Source organism: Promicromonospora sukumoe (assembly GCF_014137995.1).
In the GTDB taxonomy this organism is placed as follows: Bacteria; Actinomycetota; Actinomycetes; order Actinomycetales; family Cellulomonadaceae; genus Promicromonospora; species Promicromonospora sukumoe.
This window is the reverse complement of sequence record NZ_JACGWV010000001.1, coordinates 35524-54714: the sequence shown is the minus strand read 5'-3', so window position 1 is coordinate 54714 and position 19191 is coordinate 35524. Positions and strand designations below refer to the sequence as shown.

Here is a 19191-nt window from a genome sequence, read left to right as displayed (position 1 = left end):
GGTTGAATCGCGCCGTGCCTACAGCGACCGATCGGCCGCACCGCATCATGATCGTCACCGACGCCTGGGAACCCCAGGTGAACGGTGTCGCCACGGCGCTCTCGCGCACCGTGGCCGAGCTGCGCCGCATGGGGTGCGCCGTCGAGGTGGTCACGCCGTGGGACGGCTACCGGACGATCCCCCTGATCAGCTACTCCGAGATCCGCGTGCCGATCATGGCCCGCGACGACGTGGAGCGGCGGTTCCTGGAGTTCGCGCCCGACGCCGTGCACATCGCCACGGAGGGCCCGCTCGGCTGGTACGCGCGCGCCGTCTGCGACCACTTCGGCTTCCCGTTCACGTCCAGCTACCACACGCAGTTCCCGGAGTACGTGAGCGCGCGCTGGTCGTGGATCCCGCTGTGGGCGGGGTACCGCTACGTGCGCAAGTTCCACGACAAGTCAGGCGCGGTGCTGGTGGCGACGCCGACCATGCGCGAGCAGCTCACCCAGTGGCGCATCCGGAACGTGACGCCGTGGAGCCTCGGCGTGGACACCGAGCAGTTCCACCCCCGCCGTCGGGCAGCCGCCACGGGGAGCGGGGCGACCGGGAACGGCGTCTACCGCGACCTGCCCGGGCCCGTGTTCCTGTACGTGGGGCGGCTGGCCGTGGAGAAGAACGTCGAGGCGTTCCTCGACCTGGACCTGCCCGGCTCGAAGGTGGTGGTGGGCGACGGCCCGGCCCGCGCCGAGCTGGAGGCTGCCCACCCCGGCGCGCACTTCCTGGGCCGCCGCTCGGGCGACGACCTGGCCCAGCACTTCGCGGACGCCGACGTGCTCGTCTTCCCGAGCCGCACCGACACGTTCGGCCTGGTCATCCTGGAGGCCATGGCGTCGGGCACGCCCGTCGCAGGCTTCGACGCGCCGGGTCCCCGCGACCTGATCCCGGGCTCCGGCGCGGGCGCCGTCGACGACGACCTGCGAGCCGCCTGCCTCGCCGCGCTGGCCTGCTCCCGCGAGGAGACCCGCCGGTACGCGGAGCTGTTCTCGTGGCGGGCCTGCGCGGAGGCGTTCTACGACCGGCTCGACGTGCCGCCCCCGCCGGTGCGGGAGCGCATCTGGGTGCGCGGGATGCAGCGGCTGCCGAACCTCGGCCTGTCCGGGCTGAGCATGCCGACCCTGACGATGCCCAGCCTCACCCTGCCCAACCTGTCCCGGCCGAGCCTGCACCTGCCGAGCCTGCCCAGTCTGCCGAGCCTCACGCTGCCGGGCCGCGTCAGCCGGCTGCCCGACCTGCTCCCGGCCAGCATCCCGCGCACGGTCGGCCGGGCCGTGACCCGGGTGCGGCGGATCGTCACAGACCGACCCACTCGGACTCCCCGTCCGTGAACTGCTGCTTCTTCCAGATCGGCACCTCGGCCTTGATGCGCTCCACCAGCAGGGAGCACGCCTCGAAGGCCTCCTTGCGGTGCCCGGCCGACGCCGACGCCACCAGCGCGACGTCCCCCACCACGAGGTGCCCGTAGCGGTGCGTCGCGGCGACGCGCAGGCCTGTCTCGGCGCTCACCGCCTGGCACACTTTTTGTAGGACGACGGTCGCGTCGGGGTGCGCCTCGTAGTCGAGGCTGGTCACGTCGCGGCCCCCGTCGTCGTCCCGGACGACGCCACGGAACGTGACCACCGCGCCGCACTCGGGCGCGGCCACGGCCGCCTCGACGGCCCGTCCGACGGCGTCGTCGAGCACCTCGTCCGTCACGCGCACGACCTCGTCCATGGTCACCGGTCCCTCTCGCTCGGGTGCGCTCTCGCTCGGGTGCGACGTCACAGCGGCCACACGGCCACCTCGGCACCCGGTTCGAGCGTAGTCGCGGCCGCGGGCACGTCGATCAGCACGTCCGCGGCCGCCATCGACGCCACGAGGTGCGAACCAGGCCCGCCGACGACGGCGACGCGCGGGGCCGGTGCCGATGCCGGTCCCCCGGCGTCCCGCACCCAGCGGCCCCGCAGGAGCTGCCGCTTCCCGGCGGGCGAGGCGACGGCCGGGGACCCGACGGCGCCGTCGAGCACGGCGGTCACCCGCTCCACCGGCGGCAGCCCGCCGGCCCGCCGCAGCACGTCCCGGAGGAAGACCACGAACGAGACCTGGGCGCTGACGGGGTTGCCCGGGAAGGTGAGCACGGGAGTGCCGTCGACCCGGCCGAACCCCTGGGGGCCGCCCGGCTGCATGGCGACGGACCGGAAGACGACCTCCGGCAGGGCGTCCTTGACCACCTCGTAGGCGCCCTGGCTGACGCCGCCCGTCGTGAGCACCAGGTCGCAGTCCGCGGCCGCGCGGGCCAGGCCGGCGCGCACCGCCCCCGGGTCGTCGGGCAGGGACAGGCGCAGGCCGACCCGCCCGCCGGCCGCCTCGACGGCGGCGGCGAGCGCCGGGCCGTTGGCGTCGAAGATCTGGCCCGGCCCCGGCTCGGTGCCCGGCCCGACGAGCTCGCTGCCCGTGGAGACGACCGCCACCGTGACCGGGGCGAGGAGCGCGATCCGGGCGACGCCGCACGCCGCGGCGGCCGCGACGTGGTGGGGCGCCAGGACGGTGCCGGCGGGGAGGACGACGGTGCCGGCGGCGACGTCGGACCCGGGCTCCCGGACGAACTCGCCGGAAGCGCGGCCGCGCGCCACGGCGACCTGCTCCGGCCACGGGTCCGCCGGTGCTGCCGGGCTCGCCGCGCCGCGGTTGAACGTCACGTGGTCGGTGTCCTCGACGGGGACCACGGCGTCGGCGCCCTCGGGGACGGGCGCGCCGGTCATGATGCGGACCGCCGTGCCGGGCGCGAGCGGGGCCGGGTCGCCGGGTGCGGCGGCGACGTCGGCCACGACGGGCAGGGTGACCGGCGATCCGGGCGCCGCCGCGGCGACGTCGGCGGCGCGCACGGCGAAGCCGTCCATCTGCGAGTTGCGGAACCGGGGCAGGGGTCCGGCGGCGACGACGTCGCGCGCCAGCACGCGGCCGAGCACCCCTTGGTCGAGGGCGGCCTCCTCCACGGGGCGGTCCGCGAGCCCCGCGAGAAGCTCCACGACGTCGGCCCGGTGCTGTTCCACGTCCACACGCTCGCTCATGTCCGCAACCTACCCGGCGAGCGCTTCCGCTCCTGGTTACGCTGGCGCCGGGACCTCGCCGCACGGGAGGATCGGCCATGTACATCCAGGCCCTGAGCAACAACGGGACCACCCCGGACGGCGCGCTGGTGCGCCGGATGTCCAGGACCGAGGACGGGCTGCGGGTCCTCGAGTCGGTGCTGGCCATGCGCCCCTGGCCCGACGTCGTGCTGCGGGCGCGGCACCGCGTCGAGTACGACGGCGACGTGCGGCACTGGGTGCGCTGGTCCCACCAGCGCGAGCCGGGCGGTGTGGACGTCACGTTCGAGCGCGCGGACCTGCTGCCCGGGGTCGGGGACGGCGTCCCCTCGTTCGCGCGGTACCTGCTGGTCCTGGAGCTCGCGACGGTCGGCTCGTGGGTCGAGTACACCCAGCTCGACGACACCGACCCCGCGCGCACGCAGCACGCGCTGCTGGTGCGCACGGACACCCAGCCGCTCGTGCTGCCCGACGGCGTCTCGACGTCCGCGATGCGCATCGACCAGCTCCTGGACGGCAGCCCCGCCAACGCGTTCTGGTGCGACGAGGACGGCGTGCTCCAGGCCGACTACATCGAGCGGTTCACCGACGGCACCGAGATCACCGGCGTCTCGTGGCGCGCCACGTGGGCGGGCGTCGAGCCGTGGCTCGACCCGGAGGTCCGCGCGGCGCTGGACGCGTCGGGCATCCTGGCCTGAGGCGGGTCAGCGATGCAGGTGCGCCTTGTGCCCGACCGCCGCGGAGACGTCGGCCTCGGCCACGGCGAGGAGGCGGTCGGCGAGCCGCCGCAGCGCGCGCCCGGCCGCGATCTCGTCGCCGATCAGCGGCACCTCGTCGTCGTCCGGCGACTTCCTGGCGTGCCCGACGCCGCGCAGGGCGTCCGGCGGGCCGTTCATCACGGTGGCCTCCGCCGTCGTGCTGCCCGCGGCCTCGACCACGGTGATCCGCACGTCCCAGGTGAGCGCGCGGCCCCGCCGCGCCTCCGCCCAGGCGCCCGAGCCGGCCTCGACCTGCGCGTCCACGTAGGTGTCCCCGCCGGGGTAGACGAGGGTCTCCTCGCCCGTGTCGGACCAGCGCACCCGGTACGGCGGCGACCCGTCGCCATGGGGGCACTCCGTCACCACGCCGTCCCGCACCGCGCCACCGACCACTCCGGAAGCGGTGACGATCCGGTCGCCCACTGCTGCTTTCATGGGGTCCTCCTCGCGTCGTTGCGATCCCTTCCATCATCGCCCCGAACGCCGCGACATGTCAGACGTAGTCGTCACCTGGCCGACCCCTGCCCGTGACACGGGCGTGAGAACCTGACAGTGCGAGGGAAGGAGCCGGGGTGCGGGATCTGCTGCCGGAGCTGCTGGGCTGGTGGCGCGCCGGGGACCGCGCGGCCGTCGCCACGGTGGTGCGCACGTTCCGGTCCGCGCCGCGCGAGCCCGGGGCCGCGCTGGCCGTCGGGCCGGGCGGCGAGGTGATCGGCTCGGTGTCCGGCGGGTGCGTCGAGGGCGCCGTGTACGACCTCTGCCTGGAGGTCGCCGAGACCGGCGCCCCCGTGCTGGCGCGCTACGGCGTCACCGACGACGACGCCTTCGACGTCGGCCTGACCTGCGGCGGGACCATCGAGATCCTCGTCGTCCCGCTGTCGCGGGAGGCGTGGCCGGGCTTCGAGTCGTTCGCCACGCAGGTGATGGGCGGCGGAGTGTCCGACGACGGCGGGGCGCCGGGCGGCCGGGTGTCCGGCGGCGGCCGGGTGTCTGACAGCGGCTGGGTGCCGGGTGCACCGTCGCCCGACGGCGGCGGGGCGCCGTCGGGGGTGTGTCTCGCGACGGTCGTCGGGGCGGATGGCGGCAGCGCGGGCAGGACCGTCGACGCCGGCCGTGCAGGCGGGCCGCTGGGCCGGCACCTGGTCGTCCCCGCGGACGCGGGCGGGGTCCTTGCGGCCGACGGCCCCGGCGCGCCGACGCCGTCGGACGAACCGACCGTGCGGACGACGTCGGACGAGCCGACCCGGCAGATGCCGCCGGACGAACCGACACGGCCGGCCGACCCCGCGCCCACGCTCGGGGACCTTGGGCTGGACGCGGCGGTGACCGCGGATGCCGTCGGGCAGCTCGCCGCGGGGGTGTCCGCCGTCCGGGAGTACGGCCCGCACGGTGAGCGCACCGGCACGGGCACTCGGGTGTTCCTGCAGGTCTTCGCGCCGCCACCGCGGCTGCTGGTGTTCGGCGCGATCGACTTCGCCGCCGCGCTGGCCCGAGCCGGGCGGCTGCTCGGGTACCGGGTCACGGTGTGCGACGCCCGGCCGGTGTTCGCGACGTCGGCCCGCTTCCCGGAGGCCGACGAGGTGGTGACCGAGTGGCCGCACCGATACCTGGCCGCCGAGATCGACGCGGGCCGCGTCTCGGCCCGCGACGCCGTGTGCGTGCTGACCCACGACCCCAAGTTCGACGTGCCCCTGCTGCACACGGCGCTCACCGGCCTGCCGTCCGGCACCTACGTGGGCGCCATGGGTTCGCGCCGCGCGCATGCCGAGCGGGAGGCCCGCCTGATCGAGGACGGCGTCCCGCCCGCCGCGCTGGCCCGGCTGCGCAGCCCGATCGGCCTGGACCTGGGCGCGCGCACCCCGGACGAGACCGCGGTGTCGATCGCCGCGGAGATGATCGCGGCCCGCTCGGGTGCCTCGACCCGCCCCCTGAGCGAGACGAACGGCCCGATCCACGGCTGAGCCGGTAGCAGCCGCACGTACGGCGCCCGGCGGAAATCCCGGGCCGACGGCGGCGGCGCCGTCCTAGGCTGCGGGCATGTCAGCGCACGCAACCATCGTCCCGCCCCGGCTCCGCTCCGGCGACACCGTCCGCGTCGTCGCCCCCGCCCGCTCGCGGGCCATGATCATGGAGCACGACAACACCCGCTGGATCGACGAGCGGTTCGCCGCGATGGGGCTCACGCTGACGTTCGGCGAGCACGTGGACGAGGACGACCAGTTCCGCAGCGCCTCGATCGAGCACCGGGTCGCCGACCTGCACGCCGCGTTCGCCGACCCGTCCGTGGCCGGCATCCTCACGGTCATCGGCGGGTTCAACAGCAACGAACTGCTCCCCCACCTGGACTTCGACCTGATCGCCGCGCACCCCAAGGTGTTCTGCGGCTACTCGGACATCACCGCGCTGCAGAACGCGATCCTCGCCCGCACCGGCCTGATCACCTACTCCGGCCCGCACTGGTCGAGCTGGGGCATGCGCGACCACTTCGAGCCCACCGGCGACTGGTTCCGCGCCGCCGTGACCACCGAGGACCCGATCGTCGTCGAACCCTCCGCCGCCTGGACCGACGACGCCTGGTTCGCCGACCAGGACACCCGCACCCCCGTCCCCAACGCGGGCTGGCGGTCGCTGCGCCCGGGGCAGGCCTCGGGCCGGATCGTCGGCGGCAACCTCTGCACGCTCAACCTGCTCCAGGGCACGGCGAACATGCCGTCGCTCGACGGCGCGCTCCTCTTCGTCGAGGACGACTTCGAGTCGAACACCGTGGCGTTCGCCCGGAACCTGACGTCCCTGCTCCAGCAGCCCGGCGCCGACGGCGTGACCGGGCTGGTGCTCGGCCGGTTCCAGGAGGCCTCCGCCGTGACGTGGGAGGCGCTCGACGAGATCGTCGCGCGGCAGCCCGCGCTGGCCGGCAAGCCGGTGCTCGCGGGTGTGGACTTCGGGCACACGAGCCCGCTGCTCACGTTCCCGGTCGGCGGCACGGCGGACCTCGCCGTCGGGCCGGACGACGACGGCACGCGCGCGAGCCTGACGATCACCCGCCACTGACCACGTGTCAGACGTACAGGTCCCCCGGGTGACCTGTACGTCTGACACGGGGTGCGGGAGGGGTGGCGTCCGCCGTCGGCGAACCCGGAAATTGAGTCGGGTCGACTCAGGTTGTACCCGTCATCAGACCCCGCCCGAGGAGGACACCATGACCACCGTTCTTACCCGTTCCCCGTTCGCCGGCACCTGGCTCCGCGAGCCGTGGAGCCAGCAGCTCGGCGTCTCCGAGGGCGTCGTGCCCGCGGCCGACGTCTACCGTGAGGGCGAGGACCTCGTCGCCCGCCTCGACCTCCCGGGCGTGAACCCGGCCGACGACATCACCGTCGAGGTCGAGGGCCGCAAGCTCGTCATCCGTGGCGAGCGCAAGGACCAGCGCTCGGAGGAGTCCGAGGGCCGCCGCATCTCGGAGGTCCGCTTCGGCTCCTTCCGCCGCGTCGTCACGCTGCCGAAGTCCGTGGACGGCGACGTCGTGACCGCGTCCTACGACGCGGGCGTCCTGACGGTCACCGTGCCGGGCGTCTTCGCCGGCACGACGCCGCAGCGCATCGAGGTCACCACCGCCGCCTGATTCCCCTCAGGCGGCCACCACGACGGCGCCCGACCGCTCCCAGCGGCCGGGCGCCGTCCGCGTGTGCGGGCAGTGTGGGGACCAGGCAAGGGACCGAACTCAGCGAGCTCGGTCCCTTGTCTTGAGACCGGTCCATCAATGGACCGGTCTCAAAGCAACCGACCGATCTCATCTGCGGCAGCCGCCCACCCCACTAGGGCCGGGCCAGGGCCGCCGCTCCGATGACCGTCGCGTCGCCGCCCAGGACCGCCTGGCGCACCTCGATGCGGTGGCCCGAGACCGGGGGCTCGTCGTCCAGCCGGGCCCGGATCGCGGGTTCCAGCAGGTCCCAGGCGCGGGCGAGCCCGCCGCCCACCACCACGTGCCCGACGTCGAGCAGCGCCGCGAGCACCAGCACCGCCGACCCGACGGCGCGGCCGGCGTCGGCGAGCACTCGCAGCGCGGCGTCGTCCCCGACGCGAGCACGGGACTCGATCTCCGCGGCCCCGACAGCGGCCGGACCGGCATCGCCCAAGCCAACGCCGCCCAGCACCTCCGCGTACCGGCGCTCCACCGACCGCCCCGACGCCAGCGTCTCCAGGTGCCCCCGCTGCCCGCAGGTGCACCGCGCGTCGCCGAACCCCGGCATGTGACCGATCTCGCCGGCCGCGCCCGCGCCGCGGTAGAGCGCGCCGTCCAGCCACAGCGCTCCCCCGACGCCGGTCCCGAGCGCGATCCCCGCCGCCGACCGGGCGCCCCGGACGGCGCCCCAGGTCGCCTCGCCCACAAGGAACGAGTCGACGTCGTTCGCCACGGTCACGGGCAGCCCCGTCCGGGCGGCGAGCCCGGCGCTCAGGTCGGTGCCCACCCAGTCGACGAAGGTGTCGCTCGCGGCGAGCACCTCGCCCGTCACCGGGTCGACGACGCCGGCCGCGCCCACGCCGACGGCGGCCACCGGCACACCCGCCGACGCCGTCGCGCGCGCGACCAGCTCCGCCGCGACGTCGAGCATCGCCGCGCCGCCCGGCGGCGTGGGCGCGGTCGCCGAGGCGAGCACCGCGCCGTCGGGCGTGACGACGGCTGCCTTGATCTTGGTGCCCCCGATGTCGACGCCGGCCGTGGGCCGGTCGGTCATCGGGCGGCACCGGGGGCCGGGGCGACGTCCTCGCCGGAGGCCAGCCGCAGCCGGGCCTCGCGCCGTTCCCGCTGCGCCACCGGGTCGGGCGCCGGCACGGAGGCGAGCAGCTCGGCGGTGTAGAGCTCGCGCGGCGCGCTGAACACGTCCGCCGTCGCGCCGCTCTCCACGAGACGGCCCGACCGCAGCACGGCCACGCGGTCGGTCAGCTCGTGCACCACGCCCAGGTCGTGGCTGATGAACAGGCAGCCGAACCCGAGCTCCGCGTGCAGGTCGCGCAGCACCTGCAGCACCTCGGCCTGCACGGACACGTCGAGCGCGCTGGTCGGCTCGTCGGCCACCAGCAGGCGCGGGCGCAGCGCGAGCGCACGCGCCAGCCCGATCCGCTGGCGCTGCCCGCCGGAGAACTCGTGCGGGTAGCGCCGCTCGGCCCCGGCCGGCAGCCGGACGGCGTCGAGCAGCTCGCGCACCCGCGCCCGCTTCTCGGCCGCCGTCAGGCGCCGCCCGTCCCGGCCGTGGATCGCCAGGGGCTCGGCGATCGACTCGCCCACGAGCCGGCGCGGGTCCAGCGACCCGCCCGGGTCCTGGAAAACGACGCCGACGTCGGCCAGCAGGCGCCGCCGGGCCCGGCCGCGCGCCCGGGCGACGGACGTCCCGAGCAGCAGCACCTCGCCCTCGGACGGCGTCAGCAGGCCCAGGCAGGCCCGCCCCGCCGTCGACTTGCCCGAGCCGGACTCGCCGACCAGGCCCAGCATCTCGCCGGCCCGGACGGTCAGGTCGAGGCGCTCGACGGCGCGGACGTGCCGGCCCTGCACCCGGTAGTCGAGGCTGACGCCGCGCAGGTCGAGCACGACCTCGCGCGCGTCGTCCCCACCGGCGGTCGAGCCTGTCGAGACCTCCGCGCCCGTCGAACCAGGTCTCGACAAGCTCGACCGGCGAGAGGCCGTCGTCGAGCTCGCCGGCGGCGGCTCCGGCACGGCGTCCAGCAGGGCCCGCGTGTACGCGTGCGCCGGTTCGAGCAGCACCTGGTCCACGAGCCCGTGCTCCACGATCCGGCCGCCGCTCATCACGGCCACCTCGTCGGCGAGGTCGGCGACCACGCCCATGTTGTGCGTGACCAGCAACAACGCCGTCTCGCGCTCGGCGACCAGCGAGCGCAGCAGGTCGAGGATGCCGGCCTGCACGGTCACGTCGAGCGCCGTCGTCGGCTCGTCGGCGACGATCAGCCGCGGCTCGCACGCCAGCGCGATCGCGATGACCACGCGCTGCCGCTGCCCGCCGGACAGCTCGTGCGGGTACTGCCCCGCCCGCCGCTCCGGCTCCGGGATGCCCACGGACCGCAGCAGCTCCACGGCCCGCTCCCGGGCGACGGCCCGCGGCACGCGCTCGTGGTTCAGCACGGCCTCGGCGACCTGGTCGCCGAGCGTCATGGTCGGGTTGAGCGCCGTCATCGGCTCCTGGAACACCATGGAGGCCACGCGTCCGCGCAGGTCCACGAGCTGGTCCTCGGGCGTGGTGACGACGTCGCGCAGGGTGTCGCCGTCGGCCAGCTCGACCGAACCGGTCACGCGCGCCGTCCCGGGAAGAAGGCCCAGGACGGACAGCGAGGTGACGCTCTTGCCCGAGCCGGACTCGCCCACCAGCGCGACCACGCGCCCGCGCCGCACCTCCAGGTCGATGCCGCGGACGGCGGGCACGTCGCCCGAGTCGGTGGTGAAGGTGACGTTCAGGTCCGCGATGCGCAGTACGACGTCGCTCATGCCGTCCTCCCCTTCACGTCGACGACGTCCCGCAGCCCGTCGCCCACGAAGTTCAGGGCGCAGACCACGATCACGATCGCCAGGCCCGGCGGCAGGATGAGCCACCAGGCGCCCTGGTAGATGTAGTTGATGCCGTCGTTGAGCATCGCGCCCCAGTCGGTCGTGGGCGGCTGGACGCCCATGCCGAGGAAGCTGATGTAGGCGACCAGCAGGATGGCGTCGGCCACCTGGAAGGTCGCGTTCACCACCACGGTGCCCACGGTGTTGGGGATGACGTGCGTCAGCACGGTGCGGCGGTGCGTGGCGCCCATCGCGCGGGCCGCCACCACGTAGTCGCGGGTGCGCACCGACAGGGCCTCCGCGCGGATCAGCCGGGCCGGGACCAGCCAGGACACCAGGCCCAGCACCACGATCATCATGCCGACCGTGGGCCGCACGATCGTCGACAGCACGAGCAGCAGGAAGATCGCGGGGATCGCGATCCCGGCGTCGACCACGCGCATCATGACGGCGTCCACGACGCCGCCCACGTACCCGGCGACGGCGCCCCAGAGGGTGCCGACAACGGTCGCGAGCGCTCCCGCCAGCACGCCGACCAGCAGGGAGACCCGGCCGGCGATCATCAGCCGGCCCAGGTTGTCGTAGCCGAGCGCGTCGGTGCCGAGCGGGTGCCCGTCGGTGCCGGGCGGCAGGTTGGCGGCGCCGAGGTCGGTCGCCACCTGCTCGGTGGGGTACACGAGCGGGCCGACGAGCACGAACAGCACCAGCACGGCGAGCGCGACGGCGCCGACGACGGCCAGCCGGTTGCGGGCGAACCTCCGCAGCGCGGTCATCGCAGGCCTCCTCGGGTGCGCGGGTCCAGGAGGGCCTGGACGAGGTCGGCCACCAGGGAGCCCACGACGGTGGCGACCGAGATGACCAGCACGCAGCCCAGCAGCACCGGGAAGTCGCTGCTCTGGGCGGCGCTCCAGAACAGCAGGCCCATGCCGGGGTAGTTGAAGAGCTGTTCGACCACGAGCGCGCCGCCGAACATGACCGGCAGGTAGTAACCGAGCATCGCGACCACCGGGGTCAGGGAGTTGCGCAGCACGTGCCGCAGCACCACGCGGCGGTAGGCAGTGCCCTTGGCGCGCGCGGTGCGCACGTAGTCCTCGCCCAGGTTGTCGAGCGTGGCGGACCGCATGTACCGGCTGAACGTCGCGACGATCGGCACGGCGCCGGTGAGCACGGGCAGCACGAGCGCGGCCGGCTGGGCCAGCACCTCGGCGATCCCGGTGCCCTGCGGCGCGGCCGCGGGGAACAGTCCCGCCGTCTGGCTGAGCAGCAGGATCAGGAGCATCCCCAGGAAGAAGGTGGGGGTCGAGTACGCGACGATCGCCAGCGTGGAGAGCCAGTAGTCGACGGCGCGGTTGCGGCGCACGGCCTGGTAGACGCCGGCCGGCACGGCGATGAGCACCGCGACGACCAGGGAGAGCCCGGTGAGCAGCAGCGTCTTGGGCAGCCGCAGCGCGATGGCGTCCGAGACCGACTGGTTGAGCAGGTACGAGTCGCCGAGGTCGCCCGTCAGCGAGCGCCCCAGGAACGACAGGTACTGGAGCACCACGGGCTGGTCCAGGCCGTTGGCGGCCTCGAACGCGGCGATCTGCTCGGGGCTGGCCTGCTGGCCGAGGACGCCGCGGGCGGGGCCGCCCGGCAGCGCGTGCAGCAGCGCGAACACGATCACGCTGACCACGAGGATCACGACGAGCGACTGGAGCACGCGCCGGATCAGGAAGCGGCCGAAGCCGCCGCGGGCCGCCCGGACGGGCGGGGGCGCGGCGACTCCGGCTTCGACTGCCCCGCTCTGGGCGGGGATGGCTGTCGTCATGTCAGCCGGCCCAGCTCCAGCGCTGCGGGTGGAAGCTGGCGAGCGGGTCCTGCGTGGTGCCCTCCAGCCCCTCCTTGATCACGGAGACCTGGTAGACGGGGTTCGGCAGCCACATGACCGGCAGGTTCTCGGCGCCGTACTTCGAGTAGGCCTGCATGACCGACGGGTCGGTGCTCTCGGTGGAGTCGTGCATGAGGGTGTCGAGCTCGTCGTCCGAGTAGGAGCCGAAGTTCGAGGCGGCGCCGGTGCCGAACACCCGCTCGCCGCTCGGGTAGCCGCCGAAGTACCAGCTCCCGGCGGTGCCGAAGAACGGGAGCTGCCAGTCGCAGTCCGCCTGGTCGGCGGTGCACGGGGCGATGGAGGAGAGCACGGTGTTCAGCGGCGCCGACTCGATGGTGACGGCGACGCCGGCCTGGTCGAAGGTCGACTTGATCTCGGCGAACATGTTGTCGGTCTCGGCGGAGCCGCTCTGCGCCAGGATGGTGATCGCGAGCTGCTGGCCCTTCTCGACGTCCTCGCCGCACTGGTCGTCGCCGGTCCCGGGGCTGGTGCACTCCAGCACGCCGTCGGAGCCGGCCGTCCAGCCGTGGTCGGCCAGCAGCGTGGCCGCGGCCTCCGGGTCGAACGGGTACGGGTTGGCCTTCTGCTCCTCGGAGAGGAAGTCGCTCTCGGGGTTCTGCGGCACGGGGCCGTAGCCGGGCAGGGCGGCGCCCTTCCAGATGACGTCGGAGATCTGCTCCTGGTCCACGAGGTGCTGGAGCGCCTGGCGCACGTAGAGCTGGCGGTAGACCGGGCCGAGCTCGGGGTGGTTGAAGTTGTACGGGAGGTACGTGATGGACCAGCCCGCCCACGGCTCGACGGCGAAGCCGAGCGACTCGTACTGCTCGGGCGCGTCCAGGCCGGTGGTCGGGATGTACCCGTAGTCGACGGCGCCGGAGCGCACCGCGTTCACCTCGGCGTCGGTGGACGTGTACGGGAGCAGGTTGACGGTCTCGATCGAGGCGGCGTCGTCGCCGTCGTACTTCTCGTTCTTCGTCAGCTCGACCTGGCCGCTGTCCGTGAACCCGGTCAGCGAGTACGGGCCGTTGATGGTCTGCCAGAGCGGGTTGGTGGCGTAGGTGCCCAGGTCCTCGCCCTGCGCGATGAGGTACTCGAAGATCGCCTTGGCGCCGTCCTCGGTCTCGGCGAGCGCCGGGTCGGGCGTCTCGTCGTCGGCGGACTTGGCCCAGGCGTGGGACGGCAGCGGCACGACGAGCGTGAGCTGCGAGGCCTGGAGCCACTCCGGGTTGTAGACCTTGTCGAAGGTGAGCTCGACGGTCTTCTCGTCGGGCGTCGCCACCTCGGTGACGTTGTCGGGCATGCGGCCCTCGGAGTAGCTGGCCCACACGTCGGTGTTGCCCTTGACCAGGTCGAACCAGAGCTTCACGTCCGCCGAGGTGACGGGCTCGCCGTCGCTCCAGGTGCGGTCGTCGAGCGTGATGGTCACGGTGCGGGAGTCGTCGGAGAAGGTGATCTCGTCGGCGAGATCAGCGCTCGCGACGCGCCCCATCTCGCCCTCGGAGCCGTCGTACGCGACGAGCGGCTCCCAGAGGGTGCGGGTGATGGCGGAGTTGTGGGTCGCGAGCTTGCCCGCGATGCCCAGCGGCACGATCCAGTTGGGGGTCGCGTTGGCGGGCAGGGCGTAGTTCACGTCCGTGCGGGCGGCCGCCTCGTCCGCACCGGAGGACGTCGAGCATCCGGCGAGGAGGGCGACGGCGGCGGCCGCGCCGACGGCCAGCCGTGCGGCCCGTCCGGCATGCGTGGTGCGCATCTGGGTCTCCTTGGTCTGCGGGGCCGACGACGCCGGAGCCTGTGCGACTCGGGCACTTGTTTCGTCAGCCGAATAATGGAGCACCGTAGACGCACTAAGTTTCCCGGATCTATGCGAAATCCGTAACAAGGCTGTTAATTCGCTCCCGCAAAAAGGCGGCAGCGCCCCGATCAGCGGCGACGTGGTGCACACTCTTGCCCGGAACTTGTTCCAGGTCTTGAAAAAAGTTCGGCAACGTCAGGAGGAGGCCCGTGGCCCAGCCCCCGCGTCCCCGGGTGGCCGCCGCACGGCTCGAGCGGGAGATTCTCGTGCTCGTGTCGAGCGGACGCGCCCGGTCCCGCAAGGAGATCGCCGAGTCGCTCGGCATCGCGCCGTCCACCGTCTCGCAGCGGGTGCAGGCGATGCTCACCTCCGGTGAGCTGGAGGAGACGGGCGAGGGCGCGTCCAGCGGCGGACGGCGGCCCCGGTCGCTCCGCGTGCCCGGCAGCACGGGCTACCTCGGCGTCGTCGACGTGGGCGGCACCCACGCCCGGCTCGGGGTGCTGCGGCACGGCGGCGAGCTGGCCGCGACCACCGAGGTGGCCCTCGCCGTCGCGGACGGCCCCGAACCGGTTCTCGTGCAGGTCACGGCGGCGCTGCGGGAGCTGGCCGGGAGTGTCGGCGGCGGGAGCGGCGGGCCCGACGACGGCGGCCGGCTGCTCGGCGCCGGCATCTCCCTGCCCGGCCCGGTCGACGTCGCCCGGCGCGCCCTCGACAGCCCGTCGCGCATGCCGGGCTGGTCGGGGTTCGACGTCGGCTCCTGGCTGGAGGACGCCCTGGGCGTGCCCGCCGTCGTGGAGAACGACGCCAACGCGATGGCCGTCGGCGAGCACTTCGGGCACGCCCGGCGCACGCACCACTCCGTCGCCGTGAAGGCGGGCAGCGCGATCGGCGCCGGCATCCTGGTCGACGACCGGCTCTACCGCGGCGCGGGCGGCGCGGCGGGCGACATCACGCACACCCGCATCCCCGCGGGCGGCGACACCCCCTGCACCTGCGGCAACCGCGGCTGCCTGGAGACCGTGGCCTCCGGCGCGGCCCTGGTGCGCCTGCTGCGCGAGCAGGGGTACGACGTCGAGGCGACCGCCGACGTCATCGACCTCGTGCGCGACGCCGAACCCGTGGCGACCACGCTGACCCGCACCGCCGGCCGGCACCTCGGCGCGGCGCTGTGCACGGTGGTCAACTTCTTCAACCCCGGCGCCGTCTACCTCGGCGGCGCCCTGTCGACGCTCGAACCGTTCGTCTCGGCGATCCGCAGCCAGATCTACGAGGGCGCCCACCCGCTGATGACCCGCGACCTGGTGATCGCGCCGTCCGCCCTGGGCGCCGACGCGAACCTGGTGGGCGTGGGCCGCCTGCTGGAGGACGCGCTCGTCCCGCACACCCTGCTCGGTACCCCGACGGAAGGACCACGATGACCAACCCCCGCCCGCGGGTCGCGATCGCCGGCATGTCGATCGAGTCCAGCACGTTCTCCCCGCACCGCTCCGGGTGGGAGGCCTTCACCCTGCGCCGCGGCGACGATCTGGTGCGGCACTACCCGTTCCTCGCCGACGGCGCTCCCCTGCGCGACGCCGCCGAGTGGACCGGCGTGCTCCAGGCGCGGTCGCTGCCCGGCGGCGCCGTCCCCGCCGACGTCTACGAGTCCGTGCGCGACGAGATCGTCGCGACGCTGACCGCGCAGCAGGCCGAGCACGGGCCGTACGACGGCCTGCTCCTCGACATCCACGGCGCCATGACCGTGGTGGGCCGCGACGACGCCGAGTCGGACCTCGCCGCGGCGGTGCGTGCCGCCGTCGGCCCCGGGACGCTGATCAGCACCACGATGGACCTGCACGGCAACGTGCCGCGCGAGCTGGCGCAGGCCAGCGACCTGATCACCTGCTACCGCATGGCCCCGCACGAGGACGCCTGGGAGACCCGCGAGCGGGCCGCCGCGAACCTGCTGGACCGGCTGCGGGCCGGCGGTGCGCCCAAGAAGGCCTGGCTGCAGGTGCCGGTGCTGCTGCCCGGGGAGAAGACCAGCACCCGGATCGAGCCCGCGGCCTCGATCTACGCCGACGTCACGCGCGTGGCCGAGCTGCCCGGCGTGCTCGACGCCGCGCTCTGGGTCGGGTACGCGTGGGCCGACGAGCCGAGCTGCCGGGCCGCCGTCGTCGTCACCGGGGACGACGAGGAGGTGATCGTGCGCGAGGCCGAGCAGCTCGCCCGGCAGTACTGGGACGCCCGCGACGACTTCGCGTTCGTCGCGCCCGCCGCCCCGTACGACGAGTGCGTGGCGACCGCCCTGGCCAGCGACGCGCGGCCGTACTTCCTGTCCGACTCGGGCGACAACCCGACCGCGGGCGGGGCGGGCGACGTCACCTGGACGCTCGCGCGGCTCCTGGCGGAGCCGGCCTTCGCCCGTCCGGTCGAGGAGGGCGGCCGCACCGCGATCTACGCCTCCCTGCCCGACGCCGAGGCGGCGCGCTCGGTGGCCGCTTCCTTCGCCGCTGGTGGGGCGGGCGCGGCGGTCGACGTCGAGGCCGGCGCCCGGGTGGACGACGGGCCGCACGGGCCGGTCCGACTGACCGGCGTCGTGGAGCATGTCAGCGAGGGCGACCCCGACGCGGGGATCGTCGCCGTCGTGCGCGTGGGCGGGCTGCGCGTGATCCTCACCGAGCGCCGCAAGCCGTACCACCTGGAGCGGGACTTCACGGTGCTGGGCCTGGACCCGCGCGGTACCGACGTCGTCGTCGTGAAGATCGGCTACCTGGAGCCCGAGCTGTACGACATGGCGGCCGACTGGATGCTCATGCTCACCCCGGGCGGCGTCGACCAGGACCTGCTCCGCCTGGGCCACCACCGCCTGACGGTCCCGACGCACCCGTTCCACGCGTTCGATGCGGAGCCGAAGCTCCGCGCCGAGCTCCTCTGAACCCACTGTCGGTAGAGCGACACCCCCCCGCTGGTCGAGCTTGTCGAGACCTCACCAGGTCTCGACAAGCTCGACCACCGAGCTCTCAGGCCTCCGCGACCAGGGAGAACAGGTCCTTCGGGTTCTCCGGCTCGGCGATGAGGTCCAGGTGCTGGAGCAGCTCCGGGGCGTTCGCCGTGACGTCCGCCAGCACGAACTTCAGCGCGGTCCAGTCCTCCACGGCGAAGCCGACGGAGTCCCACACGATGAGCTCGTCCTGGCTCCGGCGGCCCTGCGCGGCGCCCGTGACGACCTGCCACAGCTCCGTCACCGGGAAGTCGGCGGCCTGACGCTGGATCTCGCCCTCGATGCGGGTCTGCTCCGGCAGCTCGACGAACACGCTGGCGCGCGCCACGATCGCCGGGTCCAGCTCGGTCTTGCCCGGGCAGTCGCCGCCGATCGCGTTGATGAAGACGCCGCCGGTCACGTCGGCGTCGTGCAGCACGGTCGCGTTCTGCTTGTCCGCGGTGCACGTGGTGATGACGTCGGCGCCACGCACCGCGTCGGCGGCGTCGTCGGCCAGGACGACGTCGAAGCCGAGTACCTTAGCGTGCTTCGCCAGCTTCTCCATCGCGTCGCGATCGACGTCGAAGACCCGCAGCGTCTCGATGCCCAGCTCGGCGCGCATGCCCAGGGCCTGGAACTCGGCCTGCGAGCCGCAGCCGATCAGGGCGAGCGTCCGCGAGCTCTCCGGCGCCAGGTACCGCGCGGCCAGGGCCGACGTCGCGGCCGTGCGCAGCGCCGTGAGCAGCGTCATCTCGGCGAGGAACGTCGGGTAGCCGTTGCCGACGTCGGCCAGCACGCCGATCGCGGTGACGGTCTGGAAGCCGTTGGCCGGGTTGAGCGGGTGCCCGTTGACCAGCTTGAAGCCGTAGGTCTCGGCGTCCGACGTCGGCATCAGCTCGATGACGCCCTCCGGGGAGTGCGACGCGATGCGCGGGCGCTTGTCGAGCTCGGGCCAGCGCGCGAAGTCGCGGTCCAGCGCGTCGGTCAGCGCGGCGATGGCGGCCTCAGGGCCGCGGCGGGCGACCCAGCGGGCGGTGGCGGCGACGTCGAGGTACGGGACGGTGGTCATCGGGTCTCCTCGGGGGTGGGCACGGCGGTGGTGGCGGCGGCCGCGTCGGCCAGCACGGCGCCGGCGAGCACCGTCGCGGCGAGCGCGGTGCCGGTCAGGGCAGGCACGGCGGACGGCGTCGTCGTCTCGGGGCGCAGCTCGAGCGTGCAGCACTTGACGGAGCCGCCGCCCTTGAAGATCTCGGACAGGTCGATGCCCACGGGCACGAAGCCGCGCTCCTTGAGCGCGTCGGCGTAGGCGCCGGCGCGGTCGCTGAGGAACACGTGCAGGCCGTCGGACACGACGTTCAGGCCCAGGACGGCGGCGTCCTCGGCGCCGACCAGGATCGCGTCGGGGAAGCGCTCGCGGAGCGTCTCCTGCGCGGCCGGGCTGAACGCCTCGGGGTGGTAGGCCACGACGGTCTCGCCGGAGACGGAGCCGTCGTCGAGCACGGAGAGCGCCGTGTCGAGGTGGTAGTAGCGCGGGTCGACCAGCTCGAGCGGGACCAGCTCGATGCCCTGCTCGGCGAGCTCCAGGCGCTCGGCCACCTCGGCGTGGCCGGCGGGCGTGGTGCGGAAGCCGGTGCCGGCGAGCAGCAGCTTGCCGATCAGCAGCAGGTCGCCCTCGCCCTCCATGACCTCGACGGACTCGCCGAGACGGCGGTAGCCCTCGGCCTCGGGCGTCTCGAACCAGCGGTCGTACGCGGGGCCCTCGGCCGCGCGCTCCGGGTAGGTGAACCGGGCCGCGAGCGCCCGTCCGCCGACGACGATGCCGCCGTTGGCCGCGTAGACCATGTCGGGCAGGCCGGGCTCGGGGGTGATGACGTCGACCTTGTGGCCGCGGGCCTCGTACGCGGCGCGCAGGGCCTCCCACTGCGCGAGCGCCTTGCCGGTGTCGACGGGCGAGGACGGGTCCATCCAGGGGTTGATGGCGTAGACGACGTCGAAGTACGTGGGCGGGCACATGAGGTAGTGCCGCGGGGTGGCGGTCCGCTGCGCGGTGGTCTGCGTCATGGCGCGAGGCTACGGCCGCACCGATTCACAACAGGCGGGCATCCGTTGCGCATTCAGGCACGGAATCTTGCGCAATCGCAGCGAGTATTGAACG

Annotated in this window: 17 protein-coding genes; 7 read left to right on the top strand and 10 right to left on the bottom strand. The window is 74.0% G+C overall.

The genetic code is table 11. The features are described from left to right. Nucleotides 1–14: 14 nt before the first annotated feature. A complete protein-coding gene (locus FHX71_RS00265; RefSeq protein WP_220489367.1) occupies nucleotides 15–1367 on the top strand; it encodes a glycosyltransferase family 4 protein in 1353 nt (450 codons plus the stop codon). Here the strand turns inward: FHX71_RS00265 and FHX71_RS00260 are convergent. Both FHX71_RS00260 and FHX71_RS00255 read right to left on the bottom strand, forming a co-directional pair. Next, nucleotides 1333–1752 carry a molybdenum cofactor biosynthesis protein MoaE gene (locus FHX71_RS00260; RefSeq protein ID WP_182618364.1) on the bottom strand — a complete coding sequence of 140 codons (420 nt, stop codon included), beginning with the start codon at nucleotides 1750–1752 and terminating at the stop codon, nucleotides 1333–1335. The two genes, FHX71_RS00265 and FHX71_RS00260, sit on opposite strands and share 35 nt — an antisense overlap. A 47-nt stretch (nucleotides 1753–1799) precedes the next feature. Next, nucleotides 1800–3089 (bottom strand): molybdopterin molybdotransferase MoeA, encoded by a 1290-nt coding sequence (locus FHX71_RS00255; protein WP_182613896.1) that lies wholly within the window; start codon nucleotides 3087–3089, stop codon nucleotides 1800–1802. A 77-nt stretch (nucleotides 3090–3166) separates the two neighbouring features. On the opposite strand from FHX71_RS00255, the gene FHX71_RS00250 reads away from it, so the two are divergent. After that, nucleotides 3167–3805 (top strand): hypothetical protein, encoded by a 639-nt coding sequence (locus tag FHX71_RS00250; RefSeq protein WP_182613895.1) that lies wholly within the window; start codon nucleotides 3167–3169, stop codon nucleotides 3803–3805. A 6-nt stretch (nucleotides 3806–3811) separates the two neighbouring features. On the opposite strand, the gene FHX71_RS00245 is transcribed toward FHX71_RS00250, so the two are convergent. Continuing rightward, entirely contained in the window at nucleotides 3812–4300 is a 489-nt protein-coding gene (locus FHX71_RS00245) for a dsRBD fold-containing protein (protein WP_182613894.1), read from the bottom strand. Nucleotides 4301–4437: 137 nt separating this feature from the next. Between FHX71_RS00245 and FHX71_RS28925 the strand changes: the two genes are divergently transcribed. The 3 genes from FHX71_RS28925 to FHX71_RS00230 all read left to right on the top strand — a co-directional run bounded on the left by FHX71_RS28925 (nucleotide 4438) and on the right by FHX71_RS00230 (nucleotide 7481). Then, nucleotides 4438–5826, top strand: coding sequence for an XdhC family protein (locus tag FHX71_RS28925; RefSeq protein WP_182613893.1), 1389 nt, complete (start codon nucleotides 4438–4440; stop codon nucleotides 5824–5826). A gap of 76 nt (nucleotides 5827–5902) precedes the next feature. Next, entirely contained in the window at nucleotides 5903–6913 is a 1011-nt protein-coding gene (locus FHX71_RS00235) for a S66 family peptidase (protein ID WP_182613892.1), read from the top strand. A gap of 148 nt (nucleotides 6914–7061) precedes the next feature. Continuing rightward, nucleotides 7062–7481 carry an Hsp20/alpha crystallin family protein gene (locus FHX71_RS00230; RefSeq protein WP_182613891.1) on the top strand — a complete coding sequence of 140 codons (420 nt, stop codon included), beginning with the start codon at nucleotides 7062–7064 and terminating at the stop codon, nucleotides 7479–7481. Nucleotides 7482–7674: 193 nt separating this feature from the next. Here the strand turns inward: FHX71_RS00230 and FHX71_RS00225 are convergent, their stop codons facing one another. The 5 genes from FHX71_RS00225 to FHX71_RS00205 are packed head-to-tail and all read right to left on the bottom strand — an operon-like array spanning nucleotide 7675 to nucleotide 14032. Next, nucleotides 7675–8595, bottom strand: a complete 921-nt coding sequence (locus FHX71_RS00225) for an ROK family protein (protein ID WP_182613890.1) — start codon at nucleotides 8593–8595, stop codon at nucleotides 7675–7677. Continuing rightward, entirely contained in the window at nucleotides 8592–10355 is a 1764-nt protein-coding gene (locus tag FHX71_RS00220) for a dipeptide ABC transporter ATP-binding protein (protein WP_182613889.1), read from the bottom strand. Before FHX71_RS00220 ends, FHX71_RS00225 begins: the two co-directional genes overlap by 4 nt. Next, the gene (locus FHX71_RS00215) at nucleotides 10352–11188 is read right to left on the bottom strand and encodes an ABC transporter permease (protein ID WP_182613888.1); all 837 of its coding nucleotides are present in this window, start codon (nucleotides 11186–11188) and stop codon (nucleotides 10352–10354) included. Before FHX71_RS00215 ends, FHX71_RS00220 begins: the two co-directional genes overlap by 4 nt. Continuing rightward, on the bottom strand, nucleotides 11185–12222 hold the full coding sequence (locus FHX71_RS00210) for an ABC transporter permease (protein ID WP_220489365.1): 1038 nt from the start codon (nucleotides 12220–12222) through the stop codon (nucleotides 11185–11187). The genes FHX71_RS00215 and FHX71_RS00210 overlap by 4 nt, the downstream gene beginning before the upstream one ends. Nucleotide 12223: 1 nt before the next feature. Then, complete coding sequence (locus tag FHX71_RS00205; RefSeq protein ID WP_182613887.1) at nucleotides 12224–14032, bottom strand: peptide ABC transporter substrate-binding protein; 1809 nt, start codon at nucleotides 14030–14032, stop codon at nucleotides 12224–12226. Between the two features lie 251 nt (nucleotides 14033–14283). Here FHX71_RS00205 and FHX71_RS00200 point away from each other — a divergent pair, with 251 nt between their 5' ends. Further along, nucleotides 14284–15492 (top strand): ROK family protein, encoded by a 1209-nt coding sequence (locus tag FHX71_RS00200; protein ID WP_312876868.1) that lies wholly within the window; start codon nucleotides 14284–14286, stop codon nucleotides 15490–15492. Further along, nucleotides 15489–16991, top strand: coding sequence for a M81 family metallopeptidase (locus FHX71_RS00195; protein WP_182613886.1), 1503 nt, complete (start codon nucleotides 15489–15491; stop codon nucleotides 16989–16991). Before FHX71_RS00200 ends, FHX71_RS00195 begins: the two co-directional genes overlap by 4 nt. A gap of 85 nt (nucleotides 16992–17076) precedes the next feature. On the opposite strand, the gene ocd is transcribed toward FHX71_RS00195, so the two are convergent. Both ocd and ddaH read right to left on the bottom strand, forming a co-directional pair. Next, a complete protein-coding gene (gene ocd, locus FHX71_RS00190) occupies nucleotides 17077–18105 on the bottom strand; it encodes an ornithine cyclodeaminase (protein WP_182613885.1) in 1029 nt (342 codons plus the stop codon). Next, nucleotides 18102–19097 (bottom strand): dimethylargininase, encoded by a 996-nt coding sequence (gene ddaH, locus FHX71_RS00185; protein ID WP_182613884.1) that lies wholly within the window; start codon nucleotides 19095–19097, stop codon nucleotides 18102–18104. Before ddaH ends, ocd begins: the two co-directional genes overlap by 4 nt. Nucleotides 19098–19191: the final 94 nt, after the last annotated feature.

Excerpts from the sequence above, each read along its gene's own strand:
- FHX71_RS00250 (WP_182613895.1), top strand. The coding sequence starts at position 3,167 with ATGTACATCCAGGCCCTGAGCAACAACGGGACCACCCCGGACGGCGCG.
- FHX71_RS00215 (WP_182613888.1), bottom strand. The coding sequence starts at position 11,188 with ATGACCGCGCTGCGGAGGTTCGCCCGCAACCGGCTGGCCGTCGTCGGC.
- FHX71_RS00210 (WP_220489365.1), bottom strand. The coding sequence starts at position 12,222 with ATGACGACAGCCATCCCCGCCCAGAGCGGGGCAGTCGAAGCCGGAGTC.
- FHX71_RS00230 (WP_182613891.1), top strand. The coding sequence starts at position 7,062 with ATGACCACCGTTCTTACCCGTTCCCCGTTCGCCGGCACCTGGCTCCGC.
- FHX71_RS00205 (WP_182613887.1), bottom strand. The coding sequence starts at position 14,032 with ATGCGCACCACGCATGCCGGACGGGCCGCACGGCTGGCCGTCGGCGCG.
- FHX71_RS00225 (WP_182613890.1), bottom strand. The coding sequence starts at position 8,595 with ATGACCGACCGGCCCACGGCCGGCGTCGACATCGGGGGCACCAAGATC.
- ocd (WP_182613885.1), bottom strand. The coding sequence starts at position 18,105 with ATGACCACCGTCCCGTACCTCGACGTCGCCGCCACCGCCCGCTGGGTC.
- FHX71_RS00220 (WP_182613889.1), bottom strand. The coding sequence starts at position 10,355 with ATGAGCGACGTCGTACTGCGCATCGCGGACCTGAACGTCACCTTCACC.
- FHX71_RS00260 (WP_182618364.1), bottom strand. The coding sequence starts at position 1,752 with ATGGACGAGGTCGTGCGCGTGACGGACGAGGTGCTCGACGACGCCGTC.
- FHX71_RS00235 (WP_182613892.1), top strand. The coding sequence starts at position 5,903 with ATGTCAGCGCACGCAACCATCGTCCCGCCCCGGCTCCGCTCCGGCGAC.
- FHX71_RS00245 (WP_182613894.1), bottom strand. The coding sequence starts at position 4,300 with ATGAAAGCAGCAGTGGGCGACCGGATCGTCACCGCTTCCGGAGTGGTC.
- FHX71_RS00255 (WP_182613896.1), bottom strand. The coding sequence starts at position 3,089 with ATGAGCGAGCGTGTGGACGTGGAACAGCACCGGGCCGACGTCGTGGAG.
- ddaH (WP_182613884.1), bottom strand. The coding sequence starts at position 19,097 with ATGACGCAGACCACCGCGCAGCGGACCGCCACCCCGCGGCACTACCTC.
- FHX71_RS00195 (WP_182613886.1), top strand. The coding sequence starts at position 15,489 with ATGACCAACCCCCGCCCGCGGGTCGCGATCGCCGGCATGTCGATCGAG.